Raw genomic sequence first — 16,945 nt, forward strand, 5'->3', positions numbered from 1 at the left:
GACGGGGGCCGGGGCGCGGGTGCGGTCAGTCGACGTCCCAGAGGAAGCGGTGGGTGTGGATCCCGAAGTACGGGAAGCTGTCCACCTGCGCGACGCCCTCGATCGGGCGTACGGCGTCGTTGACGAAGTCCAGGACGTCCTGCGGGCGGCGGCACACGAGCTCCGCGAAGAGGTCGTAGGTCCCGGCGGTCAGCACGGTGTAGACGATCTCGTCGTACCGCGCGAGTTCGTCCGCGACGGCGCGGGGGTCGCCGTCGACGCGGACCCCGAGCAGCGCCATGGCCTGGCGCCCCCTGGCCATGGGGTCGGTGACGCCGACGACCTGCACGACCTTGGTGTCGATCAGCCGCTGGAGCCGCTGCCGGGCGGCGGAGGGCGAGAGGCCCACCTTGGGACCCAGCTCGGCGTACGGGATCCGCCCGTCGGTCTGGAGTTCCCGCAGGATCGCGCGGTCGGTGTCGTCCACGGCGCCCACCTCCTCTGGTTCAGGACTGCGGGACCATCGAAACACGCGATCGATTCGGTGGCAAGGGGAGGCATCAGCGCTCGATTCGAGCGTCCGGTGCACCGATTCCGCATCCCCGCGCCCGGCGGATCAGGCCGGGGGCGGGCCGGCCGGGGCGCCCGCGCCGAGGAAGGAGAGCAGGTCGACGGGCGCCGTGCGGGCCCGTCCCAGCGCGTTCCGGTGCAGGTCCCGTACGGCGCGCACGGCGGCCCGGGTGACGGCGTCCACGCCGGCCTTGCGTTCGAACCAGTGCCAGTCGCCGTGCGCGTTCACCTCCAGGAAGACCGGTTCGCCGCGGTCGGAGAGGAAGTCGAAGGCGCCGTAGACCAGGCCCCAGGCGCCGGCCAGCGCGCGGGCGGCCGCGGCCACGGCGGGCGGGGCGGGGACGTGCCGCACGCCGACGGCCTCGGGGCGGTCCCAGATGTCCCGCGGGTCGTCCTTGGCGACCTCGAAGGCGTGCACCTCCTGCCCGGCGAGGTACACCCGCAGCTCGGTGTCGTGCGCGACGTACTCCTGGAGCACGAGGGGGGTGCCGGGCGGCAGGCCGGGCAGGCCGGCCGCGAGGGACCCGCGGTCCAGCACCCGGGGCAGGTACCAGGCGAGCCGGCCGGGCTCGGGCTCCACGACGTGCCGGTCCAGGACCTTCAGGACGTAGCGCGGGGCCGGGAGCAGGGCGGCGGCGGCCGCCGGGTCGGTGGTGACCAGGCTCCGCGGGGTGCGCAGGCCGAGGGCGCGGGCCCGGGCCCGCTGGGTCAGCTGGCCGGGGTCGGTGGTGCCGATGGCGGCCGGGGAGGCGAGGGCGATCTGCCGGGCGAGCGCGGTCCACGCGTCGCGGTGGACCATGCGCCCGCCGGGCGGGCCGCCGGCCGGCGCCGCGCGCAGCGAGAAGTGCCGCAGCCAGGTGACGGTCGGGGCGAGGCGCCGGCCGCCGAGCGTCAGCTCCCCGTCGGGTCCGACCACCGCCCCGACGCCGGCCAGGCCGTCCGCGTCGAGGCGGTGGACCGGTACGCCGATCCTGCGGAGCAGGGCGGCCACCTCGCCGGCCTCCCGGTCGCCGCGTCTGCTGAGCAGCAGGACGCAGCGCTCAGCCATGGGAGCCGGCCAGCAGCGACTCCGCCATCTCCAGCAGCCGCAGCGCCGTGTCGGAGCGCCGGCTGGGGCCGGTGGCGCGCAGCCTGGTCAGCAGTTCCAGGCCGATGGCGGCCTGGTCGGCGAGCAGGTCGAGCAGCTCCACGTCGGCCATTTCGCGCGCGCCGCCCGCCCCGCGGTCCAGCACCTCCAGGACGCCGATGCAGGCGTCCTCGCTGAACAGGGGTGCCGCCATGATGCTGTTGGGCACGTATCCGGTGGACTCGGCCGCCTCTCCGGAGAAGTGCTTGGAGTCGCGGAGGTCGTCGACGAGCATCGACTGCCCGGAGGCCGCCACCCACCCGGCGATGCCGGTGCCCGCGGGGAAGCGCGTGCCGATCAGGTGGTCGTCGCCCTCCCCCGCCACGGCCTCGAAGACCAGGTCCCCGGCCTCGGGGTCGACGAGGAAGATGGAGGAGGCGGCCGCGCCGAAGGCGTGGCGCGCGACCTCGACGATGGACTGGAGCAGGCGGCGCTCCGTGGGCGTCTCGGCGTCAGCTGGCAGTGTCATGCGCACCTCCAAGTCGACCGGCCATGTTCCCGGCGCAGAGGAACAGGACCGTCTTGAGCTGGAACGGGGTGAGCCAGGGGTGCTTGCCGAGGATCAGCGCGCACAGCCCCGAGATGTGCGGAGCGGCGAAGCTGTTGCCGGTCGACCGGATGGTGCCGCCGCCGGGCCAGGCCACGGGGACGCGCAGCCCGCGGGCGTGGAACTCCACGGGCGGCGAGGGGTTGTAGTAGTAGGTCATCGGGTCGTCCTCGTCGTGGCTCGCGACGGAGATCACGGAGGAGAAGGACCAGGGGTAGCTGGGCACCGGCCGGTTGTGCGCCGAGACGACGAGCGTGCAGCGGCGGAAGTAGGCGCGGTCCACCAGTTCGTGCAGTTCGGCCGTGAGGGCGGGCCGGGTCGTCGCCAGGCTCAGGTTGATCACGTCGAAGTTCCGGTCGATGGCCCAGGACAGGCCGGCGATCAGGGCCGGGCCGCTGCCCGTCTTGCCGTCGGTGAGCACCTGGACGGAGGTGAGGGAGACGCCGGGGGCCAGCGAGCGGATCACCCCCGCGCAGGCCGTGCCGTGGCCCGCGTGGTCCGTGGGGTCGCACTCCGCCATGTCCACCCCGCCGTCCGCGGTCTCGACGGCGGTCACCGCGTGGTCGACCGGGCCGACGAGCGGATGGCCGCCCTCGATGCCGCTGTCGACGACGCAGACGCGGACCCCGGAGCCGTCCGCCCCGCCCCAGGCCCAGTCCGGCGAGACCGCGGCCATCGGCACGGCCGCGAACTCCTCCAGCGTGCCCGCCCTGGTCATCGCCCCCCAGGCCGGCACCCCGGGGGTGTAGGCCTTCGCCGTCCGTCTCCACGGCGGGTCGGTCATCGGTGCTCCTCTCGCTCGGCCAGCCAGGCGCGCACCGTCCCGGCGGGCAGGACGGCCTCCTTCTCGGTCAGTACGGCCAGCGCCCGCCGCGCCGCCGCCCGGGCGCGTACGGGGTGCCCGGCGTCGTCCAGGGCCCGGGCGGCCTCGAACCACACGTCGCCGGTCAGGCACGGGTCGTCGGTGCGGTCCAGGGTGGCCAGCGCCCGGTCCACGGCCTCGACCGCCCCGCCGGGGTCCCCGGCCGCGGCCCGGACCCGGGCCAGCAGCGCGAGGCGGACGGCCTGGGCGCGGGTCTCGGGCGGGCGGCCGTCGTCGGGCTCGGCGAGTACGGCGGCGTCGGGCACCCGGCCCGCGGGGTCGGCCACGTGGGGCGCGGCGTCGGCCACCCGGCCGGCCCCTGCGGCGCCCTCGCCGGCCCGGAACCGCTCCCGGGCCGCGTACAGGCGCAGGGTGCCCGCGGTGGTGGTCTGGCCCAGGGCGCCGAGGCCGGCCGCGGCGGCGTCGTAGCGGCGGGCGGCCTCCGGGTGCGCCCCGGCCAGCGACTCGACCAGTCCCGCGGTCTGGTCGGCCGCGATGCCGCCGAGGGTCAGCCCCAGGTCGGCGGAGTGCCGGCGGGCCAGGGCCACGTCCGCGCGGGCCCGGTCCACGCGGCCCGACAGGGCGAGGTGCCGGGCCCGGGTCAGCAGGACGGGCACGAGCAGGCCGCGGTCGCCGTCGAAGCGCCGGGCCAGCTCCTCGCAGAGGGCGACGGCCCGGGTGAGGGGGGTGGGCGACCACTGGGTCAGCTCGCAGATCGACGCGAGGATGCGGTTCTCCTCGTACGCGTCGCCCAGCCCGCGGGCCCGGGCCAGGGCCTCGCGCATGGCGGACTCCGCGGCGCCGATCCGGCCCTCGGCGAAGCTGCGCAGGGAGGTCAGCTGGTGCAGCCGGCACCAGGTCAGGTCGTCGTCCGGCGCCGGGGCCGGGCCCGCGGGGTCCGCGTCGGCCGGGGCGCCGGAGCGGAGGGCGACCAGCTGCCGCAGCACGGCGCAGGTGTCCCGGGTCGCCGTGTCCCGTGCGCTCCTGCGCTCGGCCTCCGCGACGGCTTCGCGGGCGCTGTCCCACCGGCCCAGGGAGGCGTACGCGTCGGTGATGCGGACGGCGAGGATCCGGTGCTGGGGGTCACCGTCCGGGGTCAGCGCCCGGCCGCGCTCCATGAGCGAGACGGCGGCGGGCAGGTCGCGGCGGTGCAGCGCCCGGTAGCCGGTGGCCACGAGGGCGCGCGCCGCCCGGCCGGTCAGGGCGGGCAGCCGGGGGTCGCCCGGGTCCGCCTCGGAGAGCAGCCGGCAGGCGGACTCCAGGTGGTGGGCGAGGTCGCCCTCCGCGTCCGGGCCGGGGGCCGGCGCGCCGGGCGGCGGGGCCTCCAGCCGGTCGGCGAGGACGGTGTGCCAGGCGGCGCGCCGGGCCTTGGAGGTCATCTCGTACAGGGTGTCGCGGGCCAGCATGCGGGTGAACCGGTAGGCGCCGGGCGGCCCGTACGGGTGGACGACGCGGGAGGCGAGGAGGCGGGCCAGGGCGTCGTCCACGGCCTCCCGGGTCAGCGCGGGCGCGTCGGCGGCGAGGGCGCGTACGTCCTCGGCGGTGAAGGATCCGCCCACGCCGGCCGCGCGTTCCAGTACGGCGCGGTCGGTGGCCGGCAGCCGGTCCAGCCAGGCGGTGAGCAGCACCCGGATGGTGGTGGGGACGCCCTGGGCGACGGGGCGGTGACCGGCCAGGTTCTCCAGGAGGAGCTCGGCGAAGAGGGGATTCCCGTCACACTCGCGGACGACCCGCTCCAGCGCCCCGTCCTGGGCACGCACCTCCCCGCGCTCCGCGAGCAGCCCGACGAGCCGCCGCGTGTCCACCGGCCGCAGGGGCCCGAGCGGCAGGGTGCGGGGGCCGTCGGCGGACCATCCGGCCGGGGCGCCCCCGCCCGGGGTCCGGGGGCCTGCCGCAGGCCGCACCGGCGAACCGGTCCCGCCCGGGCTCCCGGGCACCACCGGCGCGGCGCCTGATCCCCCAGGCTCCCCACCGGCCCGGCCCGTCACCGGGCCCGCCTCCGCGGGCGGGCCCGCCCCGTCCGCGTGGGCCCGGGCTCCTTCCTGGCCCACGCCACGGGAACCTGCGGGGACCACGTCCGCGACGCTGCCCGCCCGGTCGGCGTGCGCGCGAAGTCCTTCCGCGTCGGCGCCGGCGTCGGCCGGGGCCGGTTCCGCGCGGGTGGCGCAGACGACCAGCAGCTCGGTGTCCCTCACGCCGAGGGCGAGTTCGCCGATCGTGTCGAGGAGGGTGGGCTGCGCCCACTGGCAGTCCTCCAGCACCAGGACGGTCGGGGCGCGCCGGCCCAGGGCCTCCAGCAGGCGCCGGAAGGCCCAGCCGATCTCGTCCACGCTCACCGGGAGGCCGCTCTCGGTGCGGACACCCAGGGCGACGGCCAGGGCGGCGACGGCGCGGTCGGCGCTGGGCCGGAGGGCGGACAGCGCGCCGACGGCCTGCTCCCAGCCACCGGGCAGGGACCGTACCGCCTCGGCCAGCGGCCGATACGCGAGCCCGGCCCCGTACGGCTGGCAGGTGCCGCGCAGCACCACGGTCTCCGCGGAGCAACGGCGTCCCGGATCCGCGTCGGCAGCGGCACCGGGGCCGGCAGGTCCAGCAGCCGCCGGCCCGGGTCCGACGCCCGCAGGCCCGGGGCCGGCAGGCCCGGGAGGCGCCACGCTGAAGGTCCCGGGTCGCGGCGCCGCGGGTCCGGGAGCCCCAGGCCCGACGCCGGCAGGCCCGGGGCCCGCCGGCCCGGGGCCCGCCGGCCCGGGAGCCGCTGGGGCAGGGCGCGCCTGGCCCGGGCCCGCCGTGGCGGGGCCCGGGGGGAGGAATTCGCGGAGGAGGCGGGACTTGCCGATGCCTGCGGGGCCGGTGACGGTGACGAGGCGGCTGCGGCGCTCGAAGCGTACCGCCGTGAACTCCGCCCGGAGCAGACCCAGTTCGGCGTCGCGACCGACCAGCGGCACCAGGTCCTGCCGGCCGGCGCCGTCGGGTGGCCCGAGCACCCGCCAGGCCGGCACGGGGTCCCGCTTGCCCTTGAGGGTGAGCGGCGCCACGGCCTCCAGGCGGACACCGTCGCCCACCAGCCGGGCGGTCTCGTCGCCGATGAGGATCTCGTGCGCCTCCGCGTGGGACTGGAGCCGGGCGGCGGTGTGCACGACGTCGCCCACCACACGGGCCGCGCCGCCGAGCGCCCCGGCCACCACGGCCTCGCCGGAGGCGATCCCGCAGTGGATGTCGAGCCGCACCTCGCCGCCGCCCAGGCCGGCCACGGCCTCCCGTACCGCGTACGCCGCCTGGACCGCGTGCAGGGCGTCGTCCTCGTGGCTGACGAACGCCCCGAACACGGCCATCACGGCGTCGCCGATGAACTTCTCGACCACGCCGCCGCGTTCGGTGACGGCCGTGGTGCACGCCGTGTAGTAGCGGTCCATGGTGCGCCGCAGCGCCTCGGGGTCCAGCGTCTCGGCGAGCACGGTGGAGCCGACCAGGTCGATGAAGACCGCAGTGACGATTCTGCGGCTGTCGGCCGCCGGGGCCGCCCCGCCGAGCGGCGTACCGCACTCCGGGCAGAACCGGGCCCCCGTCGGCACCGGCGTGCGGCAACTGCCGCACCGGGTCCCGCCGTTCACAGGAGCTTGAGGTCCTGACCCTCCACGTCCGCGGCCACCGCCTCCAGGCGTCCCTTGACCTTGTTGAGGACCTGGACCTCCGCCTCACTGAGCTCGGAGAGCACCGACCGCTGTTCGACGGCCAGCAGGTCCACCGGATGTCCGGCCTCGCGCAGCGCGTTCAGGGCATCGAAGGTCATGGCTACCGGCACCTCGTTCCCGTAGGGCGGCCAGTCGAACGTGACGCCGACCGGTCCGATCGAGCGGTCCGCGGCTGCCGCCCCGGTGAGGACGCCGAGGGACTCGGGGGCCTGCTGCGGCTCCCGTTCCTCCGCCGGCAGCGGCGGCCAGGTCCCCTGGACGAGAACGCCCTGGGCGTACAGTCGCGCAATCATTTCCGTGCGGTTGGAAGCGCCCGTCCTCCGGAGCATGTTGCACAAATGCGCAGCCACGGTGTGCGGGCTGATGCAGAGATCTCTGGCGATGTTCCGGTTCGACGATCCGGCCGCCACGAGAGAGGCGATCCGTATCTCGCGTCCGGTCAAATCCCTTGCCGCTAATGCGGTGTTCGAAGCGTGGACCTGCATGCGGAATTCGTCACCCACGCAGCCAGAGTAGCCGCGGGTCATGTTCCGGACAAGAAGGGGATATCCAAGAAATCGCGATGAAAGTTTTCGGTCACCGGTGGCCCCACTCTGTCCCTTTTGGCGCGATTCGCATGGCCGGTTTCCGCCCTCCCCCCGCGCGGACCGATCAGGACCGGCCGACCGCGCCCCAGGACGCCCGGCCCGGCCCCGGATCCATAGTCGATTGAGGGATATGAACCCGGCGGACGCCGGAGCAGCCTTCTGGGGTGCACCAACCGGTGATCCCCTCTTCGAAGGAGTGACGCATGTCCCACGAGCCCCTGGAAGCCCTGCGCCGCGCCGGTACCCCGGTCGACCTGCTGTCCGAGTCCGAGCGCGAGGTCTTCGCCGCCCTGAGCCCCGACGAGGTCGCCGTCCTGGGCTCGATCCAGGCGCGGCTGAGCGCCGTCTCGGCCGCCGTCGAGGGCCAGCGGGCCGACTCCAACACCAACGTCGTCTGCTGATCCGAGCCCGGCGTGCGCGTCCGGTCCGGCGGTCCCGGCCGCCGGACCGGACGCGGCAGCGGGCCGGCCGCCGTCTGCCCGGACACACAGCGGGAAGGTTGGGATGGAACGGGTCAGCAGATACCTGGTGCTGAGCGACCGTACGTACGCCGACGCCACGGGCGTCCGCGTGCGCCTGGCGTACAGCACCCGCACCGCCGGCGCCATGGCCGTCGACCTCGCCACGGCCCGTGCCCTGGAGGCCGGGGACCCCGCCGCGCTCACGCCCGCCTGGGCGTCCGCGCTGCGCGCCGCCGAGGTGCTCGTACCCGGCGGCGAGGACGAGCTGTCCGCCGTACTGGACCGCAACCGGCGGGCCTCAGCGGACCGGTCGGCGGTCCACATCGCCCTGCTGCCGACCTCCTACTGCAACATGGGCTGCGCCTACTGCGGGCAGGAGCACACCCGCGGCGGCCTGACGCACACCCACCGCAGCCGGGTCCGCGACCGGGTGCTGCGCGCCGTGAACGCGCCGGAGACGCGCAGCGTCCGCATCGACTGGTTCGGGGCCGAGCCGATGATGGGGTACGCGGTGATCCGCGACCTGGCACCCCGGTTCGTGGCGGCCGCGGCCGAGCGGGGAGCGGCGTACTCGTCCGTGCTCGTCACGAACGGCTCGCTGCTCACGCCGGCCAAGGCGGACACACTGATCCGGTCGTGCGGGGTCGACCATTTCGAGATCACCGTCGACGGGCCGCCGGAAATACACGACGCGCACCGGCCGCTGAAGAGCGGACGCGGTTCTTTCTGGAAAATCGTGCGCACCGTTCGTTCCGTCGTCGACACGCCTGAATTACAGTCTGCCCATTTCACGTTCCGCACGAATGTGGACGCGCACAACCAGGACTCCGTTCCGCGCTATATCGAGCTGATGGCAGAGCTCGGTTTCGCGCGCCCGAATGTGTCCTTCTCGATCGTTCCCGTCCACTCGTGGGGCAACGACGTGTCGGCGATCGAGGTGTCCCGGCAGGCGTTCGCCGCCCGCGAGGCGGAGTGGTTCCGGCTGCTGCTGCGGCACGGGCTGGCCGCCCGGCTGCTGCCGAACACCGCGAAGAAGGTGGTGTGCCCCGCGACGACCGTCTCCGCGGAGATCATCAGCAGTACGGGCAACATCTTCTCGTGCAGCGAGTATCCGCTCGTGCCGGACGCCGAGCGGACCCTCGCCCTGACGCACATCGACCGCGCGGGCCCCGAGCCCGTGCGGCCGCGGGGGCCGTTCGACGACTGGAACGACGAGATCGGCCGCGGCACGACCTGGTGCCGGGACTGCGTCTTCATGCCGACCTGCGGCGGGTCCTGCCCCAAGGCCTGGCAGGAGGGCCATCCGCCGTGCCCCGGCTACAAGTTCAACTTCCAGGAGCGGCTGGACCTGGTCGCGGCCCAGTGCGGGCTGAGCCCCGCGGCCGGTGAGCCCGCCGGGGCCCGGTGATGCCCGGGGCCCCCGGCCGGGACGCCCCGTCCCGCCGCCTCCTCCTCGGGGTCTGCGGCTCGGGGAACGTCCTGGCGCTGCCTCAGTACCTGATGGCGCTGCGCACCGGCCTCGGCGCCGCCGTCGAGATCCGGATGGTCATGACGCGGTCCGCGGCCGCGATCGTGCCGCCCGCGACCCTGCGGCTGCTGGCCGGGGAGGTGTACTGCGACGGCGAGGACGAACTGACGGTCGGTCATGTAGCCCTGGCCGACTGGGCGGACCGGTTCGTCGTCCTCCCGGCCACGGCCAACGTGCTCGGCCAGGCGGCGCACGGGCTCGCCTCCGGGCTGCTCAGCTCGGCCCTGCTGGCCCACCCGTACCCCGTGCTGTTCTTCCCGAGCATGAACGGCCGGATGTGGGAGCGGCCGCCGGTGCGCCGCAACGTGGACCGGCTGCGGGCGGACGGACACGCCGTGGTGGACCCGGTGCCGGCGGAGGCCTGGCAGATCTCCACCCGCGACGTGCGGAAGAACCTCGGCCTGCCACCGCCCGCGACGGTGGCGGCGGTGGTCGGCGAGTTCCTGCGGCTGCCCGTGGTCCCGCCCGGCGCGTGACCCCGCAGGGGCCGCGCGCGGCGCCCGGACCGGGCGGATTCCCCAGCACCAGACGGAGAAGGAGGAGACGTGGCGGCAGCCGGGCAGAGGTTCCGTACGGCACTCGCGAGCGGGCCGATGGCGGCGCGCGGCTTCCGGCTGCTGCTGGCCGGACAGCTCTCGTCCACGGTGGGCGACTACTGCTACGCCGTCGCCCTGCCGTGGCTGATCCTGTCGGGCGACGGCGGCCCGGTCCTGCTGGGCACGGTCCTGGCCTGCTACGGCATCCCCCGCGTCGTCACCATCCCGCTCGGCGGAGTGGTCGCCGACCGGTTCGGCGGCCGGCCGGTGATGCTGGCGGCCGACGTCGTACGGGCCGTGGCCGTCGGCATCCTCGCGGTGGTGGCGTCCACCGGGACACCGACCCTCGCCCAGCTGGCGCCCATCGCGGTGGTGCTGGGGGCGAGTTCGGGCATCTTCATCCCCGCCTCGTACACCCTGCTGCCCGCCCTGCTGACCAAGGAGGACCTCGGCCGGGGCAACGCCCTGTCCACCATGGTCAACCAGGTCGGCGGGCTCCTCGGACCGACGGCCGGCGGCGCCCTGGTCGCCGCCTTCGGCGCCGGCCCGGCGCTCGCGGTCGACGCCACGTCCTTCGCGGTGTCGGCGGTGGTGCTGGCCCGGATCCACACCCGCGCGGACGCGCCCCCCGAGCCCCCCGAGCCGTCCGAGACGTCCGACGGGGCGGCCGGCGGGGCGGCCGGCGGGGCGGCCGGCGGCCAGGGCGGCACCGCCGAGGGGAACGCGGCCCGGGGCCCGTCGTTCGGGGAACTCCTGCGCCACGGGCGGCTGTTGCACGTCATCCTGGTCGTCGCCCTGGTCTGCAACCTGGCCTTCAACGGCACCATCGAGGTCGCCCTGCCGGAGCTGGCCCGCCAGGGCATGGGCGCCACCGGCTACGGCGTACTGCTCACCTGCCTGAGCCTGGGCGGGCTGGCCGGCTCCGTGGTGGCGGCCCGCAGCCGGCCCGTGGAGTCGCCCGCCTACCTGTTCGCGGTGCTGGCCGTGGTGATGGGCGTGGCCCTGGCGGCCGTCCCGTACGCGGGCGGCCTGGCCGGCGCCGCGGTGTGCGTGTGCGTGTACGCGGTGGCCAGCGGCTGGCAGAACATCGTCGTCGTCACCATGCTCCAGGTGTGGACCCCGCCGGCGCTGATCGGCCGGGTGATGAGCCTGGTGATGCTGGCCGTCATGGGCACGTTCCCCATCTCGGTCGCCGTGGCCGGCTTCGGCGTCCGGCACCTCGGGGCGGCGCCGTTCTTCCCGGTGGCGGGCGCGGCCATCGCGCTGGCCGTCCTGTGCGCGCTCACCCAGAAGGCGTTCCGCACGCACCGCTCGGGCACCGAGTACGCGGCCCGGGCCCCGGCGGGCGGTACGGCCCCGGCCGCCGTGCCGGCCGGCAGCTCCCCCCGTCCACGGCACGAGAGCAGTCAGGAGTCGCAGCGATGAGCGTGTTCGTTCCGTTGGGCGTGCCGGGGGCCGCGCGGGGACGGGAGCGGGGGGCCGCCGAGGTCCCGTACCTGCTGGTGAACCCTCCCGTCACCGATCCGACCACCCCGTACCACTCCATCCCGTACCTGGTGGGCGCCGCGCGCGAGGCGGGGCACGGGGCGTACGGGTGCGTGGACGCCAACCTCGACGCCTTCGAGTACCTGGCCGACCCGGCCCGCTTCGGCGCGGCCCTCGCGGCCGCCCGGCGGACCCGCGCCGAGATCGAGGCCCGGTACGCCGCCGCGGGGGCCACGTACGCCGCGGGGTCACGGTCCGCCGACGCCGGGGGCCGGTCCGCCGCGCCGCGCCGGGACGACGAGATCCGCTACCGGCAGACGCTGGCCGCCGAGGGCCTGACCGACACCGCGGCCCGGGACGCGATCGGCGTCTTCCGGGACCCCGAGCTCTTCTACCACCCGCCGACCTACGCCCAGGCGGTCGCCGTCATGAGCCGGTGGTGGGAGCTGCTGGCGCTGGAGATGCCGCCCGGGGCGCCCGACGGGTTCTCGATGCGCGCCAAGTCCACCGTCAACCTGTGCAGTACGGCGGACCTGGCCGACCCGGCGGTGGCGGCGGCCGTCGCCCGCCCCTTCGAGGGCTACTTCGCCGAGGTGTTCACGCCACTGCTGCGCGAGCGGCCCTGGGCGCTGGTCGGCCTGTCGGTGAACTACACCAGCCAGCTGCCCGTCGCGCTGCGGATGGCCCGCCTGATCCGCACCGTGCTGCCCGACACGGTGATCGTCTTCGGCGGCACCGAGGTCGGCGACGTGGTCAAGTACGCGCCGGACGCGGCGGCGCCGTGGCGGGTCTTCCGGGACGCCGACCTGATCGTGCCCGGCGAGGGCGAGGCGGCGCTGGTCGGCATCCTGGACGCGCTGGCGGCCGGAGCGGTCCGGGGCGGCACCGGCTTCGACGGCGTGGGCGGGGTGATGACGCGGACCCGGCCGGACCCGGAGATCGCGTACGGCAGCGTGGCGGGGCTCGCCGGTCCCGCGTACGACGTGTGGGACTGGGAGCGGTACTGGTCGCCGGAGCCGGTCATCCTGTACAGCCCCACCCGCGGCTGCTACTGGAACAAGTGCACCTTCTGCGACTACGGCCTGAACACCGACCGGCCCACCTCCCCCTCGCGGGAGCGGCCCGTCCCCGCGGTGCTGGCCGACCTGCGCGAGGCCGGGCGGTACGGCAGGACGCTGTACTTCGCCGTCGACGCGATGTCCCCCCGGTACCTGCGCACCCTCGCCGCGGCCCTCGCCGACTCCTCCCTGGACCTGCGGTGGGCGGCGGAACTGCGGCTGGAACGCACCTTCCCCGAGCGCGCGGTCGGCGAGCTGCTCGCCGCCTCCGGCTGCGTCGCGGTCTCCTTCGGGTACGAGTCGGGCACGCAGCGGGTGCTCGACCTCATCGACAAGGGGGTGCGGATCGACCTGGTGCCGGACGTGCTGGCGGAGCTGGCGCGCAACGGCATCGCGGCGCAGATGATGGGGTTCACCGGCTTCCCCACCGAGTCGGAGGCGGAGGCGCTGGCGACGTACGAGTTCCTCCAGGACCACGACAAGCTGTGGACGACGGCGGGCATCGGGGTGTTCTCGCTGACGCCCGGCTCGATCGTCGCGAAGGACCCCGGCCGGTTCGGCATCGATCTGCTGCCGCCGTCGGCCTCCGACGACATCCGCCGGTACGTGCCCTGGCGCGACCGGGCGTCCGGGGAGGTGCACTGGCCCGAGCCGGAGGACCCGCGGATCCCGCGCGAGTACGTGGCGAGCACCCGCAAGGCGACCTTCGACCGGCCGTTCGTCGGGGGCATCGACTCGGCCCACAGCCTGCTCTACTACGCCCGGTACGGCCGGGGGCTGCTGCCGGACCCGCCGGCGGAGGGGCGGCGCCGGGAGGAGGAGCCGCGGGTCCGGCTGGTCGGGGAGCCGGTGCTGACCGTGCCGTTCGACTCGGTGGAGGCGCTCACGGGGGTCGGCGACCTGATGGCCGAGGTGGGGCGCCGGAGCCGGGCGCACCTGGACACGACGTCCGGCGCGTACGGCGACTGGCTGGCCGGCCCCGGCACCGGCCGCCCGGGTTCCTGCGGCGTCCTGGTGCTGGCGCACGGCGAACTGGTCGAGGTCCCGGCCGGCGTGGACTTCACCGAGGACACCCCCCTGACCCGCGCCCTCCGCCTGATGCTGTCGACCCAGGCCCGCACCTGACCGGCGACGGCCGGATCACCACTCCGGGATCAGCGGCGTCCCCCGCCCCGGGCCGTGCCGCCGCCAGGCATCGGCGAGGCGGACCAGGCGGGCCGGGGCCGCGATGCCGCGGACCGTCGCGATCCGGCCGTCGGCGATGTCGAACGTGACGGCCCCGACGACCCGGTCACCGACCACGAAGAGGGCGGCGGGCGCGCCGTTGACCAGCGCGTAGTGGACGGCGGGGGTGCCGCCGGCCAGCCGACGCTTCGCGGGCGTGGGCCTGAAGCCCGCCCGCGCGACGGCGGCGACGCCCTGCGCGGTGTCGAACCGGAGCAGCTTCCGGCTCAGGCCCGCACCGTCGGAGACGGCGGTGGCGTCGTCGGTGAGCAGCGCCACCAGCCGGTCGGTGCGGCCCGAGGCGGCCGCGGCGAGGAACTCCGCCACGATCCTGCGGGCGGCCGCCCGGTCGGCCCCGGCGCCGCGCGTGCGCCCGGCGGCGATCCGGGTCCGGGCCCGGTGCAGGTGCTGCTGGCTGGCGGACTCGCTGATGCCCAGGATCTCCGCGGTCTCGGCATGGCTGTAGGAGAACGCCTCGCGCAGGACGTAGACGCCCCGCTCGACGGGCGACAGGCTCTCCATCAGCGTCAGCACGGCCAGGGACACCGATTCGCGCTGCTCGGCGGTGTCGGCGGGGCCGAGCATCGGGTCGCCGTCGAGGAGCGGTTCGGGGAGCCAGGCGCCCGCGGCGCGTTCGCGGCGGACGCGTGCCGAGCGCAGCCGGTCGAGGCACAGGTTGGTGACGACCTTCGTCAGCCAGGCCTCGGGCACCTCGATCCGCCGCCGGTCGGCGGCCTGCCAGTGCAGGAACGCGTCCTGTACGGCGTCCTCCGCGTCGGCGGCGGAGCCGAGCAGCCGGTACGCCAGCGAGGCCAGCCGGGCACGGCCGGCCTCGAAGCGCGCGGTGTCGGATCCGTCCATGGGGGCCCTGTCCACGGCGGCCACCCTAACGCCGTCTGCCGTCACGTGAGTTCGGGGCGGGCGGTGCCGGCCTCGCGGGCCGGCGGCCCGGCCGGGGCGGCGGCCAGGCGGTGCGTGCGCCGGGGCAGGCCGAAGGTGGGGTGGGCGTTGGCCCACAGGGACATCGCGACGATCCCGGACTTGATCCGTGCGGCCTTCCTGCCGCCCGTGTACCGCGGCTTCGCCCGCCCGTCGGCGTCGACCATCTGCAGGATGCCGTCACGCCGTCCGAGGCTGATGTGGTTGCCCACGTACTCCAGCTTCCGGTCCGGGACCGTGCCCCCGGTCAGGCGGGCCACGATGGCTGCCGCGGCCTGGGCGCCGGTGTAGCCGGCCGAGGCGCAGGACATCGGCAGGGGGCGGCCGTTGTCGCCGACGGCGTGGGCGCAGTCGCCGGCGGCGTACACGTCCGGGTGCGAGACGGACCGCATGGTGCGGTCGACGACGACCCGGCCGTCGCCGGTGACCGCGAGCCCCGCGGCGGCGGCGACCGGGCCGACGGCGAAGCCGGCGGTCCAGACGGTCGCGTCCGAGGCCAGGACGGTGCCGTCCGCGCACCGCACCCGGGCCGCCTCGACCGTCCGGACGGTGGTGTGCTCCAGGACGGTGACGCCGAGCCGTTCGCAGGCCCGGCGGAGGTGGCCGCGGGCTCCGGCGGAGAGCGGGGCGGCCAGTTCGCCGCGGGCGGCCAGCGTCACCGAGAGGCCGGGCCGGGACTCGGCGATCTCGGTGGCGGTCTCGATGCCGGTGAGGCCGTCGCCGACGACCAGCACCGTCCCGCCTCCGGGGCGTGCCTCCAGGCCGTCCAGGCGGTCGCGCAGGCGCAGTGCGGAGGGGCGTCCGGCGACGTCGAAGGCGTGCTCGGTCACGCCGGGGACGCCGTGGTCGGCGGCGTTGCTGCCGAGGGCGAGGAGCAGGGTGTCGTAGCCGAGTTCGGCCGGGCCGTCGGCGCCGGTCACGGCGACGGTGTGGCGGTCGGGGTCGACCGCCGTGACCCGGGCCAGGCACAGCCGGATGCCCGTGCCCGCGAACACCTCGGTGAGCGGCGGTGCCCCGATCTCCTGGCCGGCCGCGAGCTGGTGCAGCCGCAGCCGCTGGACGAAGTCCGGTTCGGCGTTGACGACGGTGATCGCGACGTCCGCCGGGGACAGCCGGCGGGCCAGGGTCCCGGCGACGTGGTTCCCGGCGTAGCCGGCGCCGAGGACGACGATGCGGTGCTTCATGTGACGCTCCTGTCGGTGGGCTGGCTCTCGCCACCTGAGCGGAACAGCCCTCCGGTTCCTGACAGGAACGGCATGTGAGCCGCGCCACAGCCGGCCGGCTTTCCGCGTCCTTGTCAGAAGCATTGAAAAGCCATGTGACATGTGCAATTTTACAGCGCAACCCGTCAGTCGACGGGGTCCCTCCTCCTTCCCCAGAGGTGACCTTTGCGCGCCATGGCCGTCGCCACAGCCCTGCTCGCAGCCGCGTTCGCGGCCTCCCCCACCCAGTCCGCCGCCCACGCCGCCGCCCCGGCCGCCCCGGCCGCCCCGGCCGGACCCAAGCCGGACCACGCCTTCGCCGACCCGGCACAGCGCCCGGCCCACGGCACCGCGAAGGGCGCCCCCGGCGCCGTCGCGGCCGGCGGCGGGAAGCTGGAGGCCCGCATCCTGCCGATCGTCCACACCTGCAGCCCCACGCTGCGCATCCGCGCCCAGGAGATGACCGCCGCCCAGCTGGCGGCGACCTGCACGAGCCTGGCCAACCAGGACGCGTTCTTCCACAACGTGGTCAAGGACCCCGGCCCGGTCGCCGGTGACCTCAACACCACCCTGGAGGTCGACGTCTTCAACTCCAGCGCCGACTACAAGGCCTACGCGGGCCGGATCTACGGCATCGACACCAACAACGGCGGCATGTACCTGGAGGGGGACCCGTCCCGGACGGGCAACCAGCCGCGGTTCATCTGCTACGAGCGGACCGACGTCAGCCCGGGCTGGCAGATATGGAACCTCAACCACGAGTACACCCACTACCTCGACGGCCGCTTCGACCTGCACGGCGACTTCGGCGCGAGCCAGACCACGCCGACCGTCTGGTGGGGCGAGGGGATCGCCGAGTACATCTCCTACTCCTACCGCGGCGTCCCCTACACCAACGCCCTGGCCGAGGCCGGCAAGCACACGCACTCCCTGCGCACGCTGTTCGACACCACGTACGCCAACAGCGACGTCAACCGCACCTACAACTGGGGCTACCTCGCCGCCCGTTACATGGTCGAGCGGCACCCCGCCGACGTCGCCACCGTGCTCGGCCACTACCGCACCGGCAACTGGAGCGCCGCCCGCGCCTTCCTCACCTCGCTCGACTACGAGAGCGACTGGAACGCCTGGCTGACGTCCGTGGCGACG

13 protein-coding genes and 2 pseudogenes are annotated in these 16,945 nt (G+C 75.4%); 6 read left to right on the forward strand and 9 right to left on the reverse strand.

All coding sequences use genetic code 11. The annotated features are described in order from the left end of the window. Positions 1-25: 25 nt before the first annotated feature. The 7 genes and pseudogenes from ACIQUR_RS02860 to ACIQUR_RS02890 form a co-directional block, all read right to left on the reverse strand. Positions 26-466 carry an Lrp/AsnC family transcriptional regulator gene (locus tag ACIQUR_RS02860; protein ID WP_403657171.1) on the reverse strand — a complete coding sequence of 147 codons (441 nt, stop codon included), beginning with the start codon at positions 464-466 and terminating at the stop codon, positions 26-28. Positions 467-595: 129 nt separating this feature from the next. Further along, on the reverse strand, positions 596-1,597 hold the full coding sequence (locus ACIQUR_RS02865; RefSeq protein ID WP_403657174.1) for a hypothetical protein: 1,002 nt from the start codon (positions 1,595-1,597) through the stop codon (positions 596-598). Further along, positions 1,590-2,144, reverse strand: coding sequence for a GAF domain-containing protein (locus ACIQUR_RS02870; protein ID WP_403657177.1), 555 nt, complete (start codon positions 2,142-2,144; stop codon positions 1,590-1,592). The genes ACIQUR_RS02865 and ACIQUR_RS02870 overlap by 8 nt, the downstream gene beginning before the upstream one ends. Continuing rightward, complete coding sequence (locus ACIQUR_RS02875; RefSeq protein WP_403657180.1) at positions 2,128-3,006, reverse strand: S8 family serine peptidase; 879 nt, start codon at positions 3,004-3,006, stop codon at positions 2,128-2,130. The genes ACIQUR_RS02870 and ACIQUR_RS02875 overlap by 17 nt, the downstream gene beginning before the upstream one ends. Continuing rightward, entirely contained in the window at positions 3,003-6,695 is a 3,693-nt protein-coding gene (locus ACIQUR_RS02880) for an AAA family ATPase (RefSeq protein ID WP_403657183.1), read from the reverse strand. The genes ACIQUR_RS02875 and ACIQUR_RS02880 overlap by 4 nt, the downstream gene beginning before the upstream one ends. Further along, positions 6,692-7,069, reverse strand: a complete 378-nt coding sequence (locus ACIQUR_RS02885) for an aroma-sacti cluster domain-containing protein (RefSeq protein WP_403657992.1) — start codon at positions 7,067-7,069, stop codon at positions 6,692-6,694. The genes ACIQUR_RS02880 and ACIQUR_RS02885 overlap by 4 nt, the downstream gene beginning before the upstream one ends. Positions 7,070-7,075: 6 nt before the next feature. Beyond that, positions 7,076-7,303, reverse strand: a pseudogene (locus ACIQUR_RS02890) (response regulator transcription factor); the annotation flags it as partial. A 263-nt stretch (positions 7,304-7,566) separates the two neighbouring features. On the opposite strand from ACIQUR_RS02890, the gene ACIQUR_RS02895 reads away from it, so the two are divergent. The 5 genes from ACIQUR_RS02895 (at position 7,567) to ACIQUR_RS02915 (ending at position 13,556) form a co-directional block, all read left to right on the forward strand. Next, a complete protein-coding gene (locus tag ACIQUR_RS02895; RefSeq protein ID WP_399941445.1) occupies positions 7,567-7,764 on the forward strand; it encodes an aroma-sacti cluster domain-containing protein in 198 nt (65 codons plus the stop codon). A gap of 103 nt (positions 7,765-7,867) precedes the next feature. Beyond that, positions 7,868-9,232, forward strand: a complete 1,365-nt coding sequence (locus ACIQUR_RS02900) for a radical SAM protein (RefSeq protein WP_403657188.1) — start codon at positions 7,868-7,870, stop codon at positions 9,230-9,232. Continuing rightward, positions 9,232-9,828 carry a flavoprotein gene (locus ACIQUR_RS02905; RefSeq protein WP_403657191.1) on the forward strand — a complete coding sequence of 199 codons (597 nt, stop codon included), beginning with the start codon at positions 9,232-9,234 and terminating at the stop codon, positions 9,826-9,828. The genes ACIQUR_RS02900 and ACIQUR_RS02905 overlap by 1 nt, the downstream gene beginning before the upstream one ends. Positions 9,829-9,897: 69 nt before the next feature. Continuing rightward, the gene (locus ACIQUR_RS02910; RefSeq protein ID WP_403657194.1) at positions 9,898-11,313 is read left to right on the forward strand and encodes an MFS transporter; all 1,416 of its coding nucleotides are present in this window, start codon (positions 9,898-9,900) and stop codon (positions 11,311-11,313) included. Further along, entirely contained in the window at positions 11,310-13,556 is a 2,247-nt protein-coding gene (locus ACIQUR_RS02915) for a B12-binding domain-containing radical SAM protein (protein WP_403657197.1), read from the forward strand. Before ACIQUR_RS02910 ends, ACIQUR_RS02915 begins: the two co-directional genes overlap by 4 nt. A 15-nt stretch (positions 13,557-13,571) precedes the next feature. Here ACIQUR_RS02915 and ACIQUR_RS02920 read toward each other — a convergent pair whose 3' ends face one another. Continuing rightward, entirely contained in the window at positions 13,572-14,516 is a 945-nt protein-coding gene (locus ACIQUR_RS02920) for a sigma-70 family RNA polymerase sigma factor (protein WP_403657995.1), read from the reverse strand. Between the two features lie 41 nt (positions 14,517-14,557). Then, the gene (locus tag ACIQUR_RS02925) at positions 14,558-15,778 is read right to left on the reverse strand and encodes an NAD(P)/FAD-dependent oxidoreductase (protein WP_403657200.1); all 1,221 of its coding nucleotides are present in this window, start codon (positions 15,776-15,778) and stop codon (positions 14,558-14,560) included. 408 nt (positions 15,779-16,186) lie between these two features. Between ACIQUR_RS02925 and ACIQUR_RS02930 the strand changes: the two are divergent. Beyond that, a pseudogene (locus ACIQUR_RS02930) lies at positions 16,187-16,942 on the forward strand (collagenase); the annotation flags it as partial. Between the last annotated feature and the right edge of the window lie 3 nt (positions 16,943-16,945).

This window comes from Streptomyces sp. NPDC101132, from assembly GCF_044759225.1.
Lineage (GTDB): Bacteria > Actinomycetota > Actinomycetes > Streptomycetales > Streptomycetaceae > Streptomyces.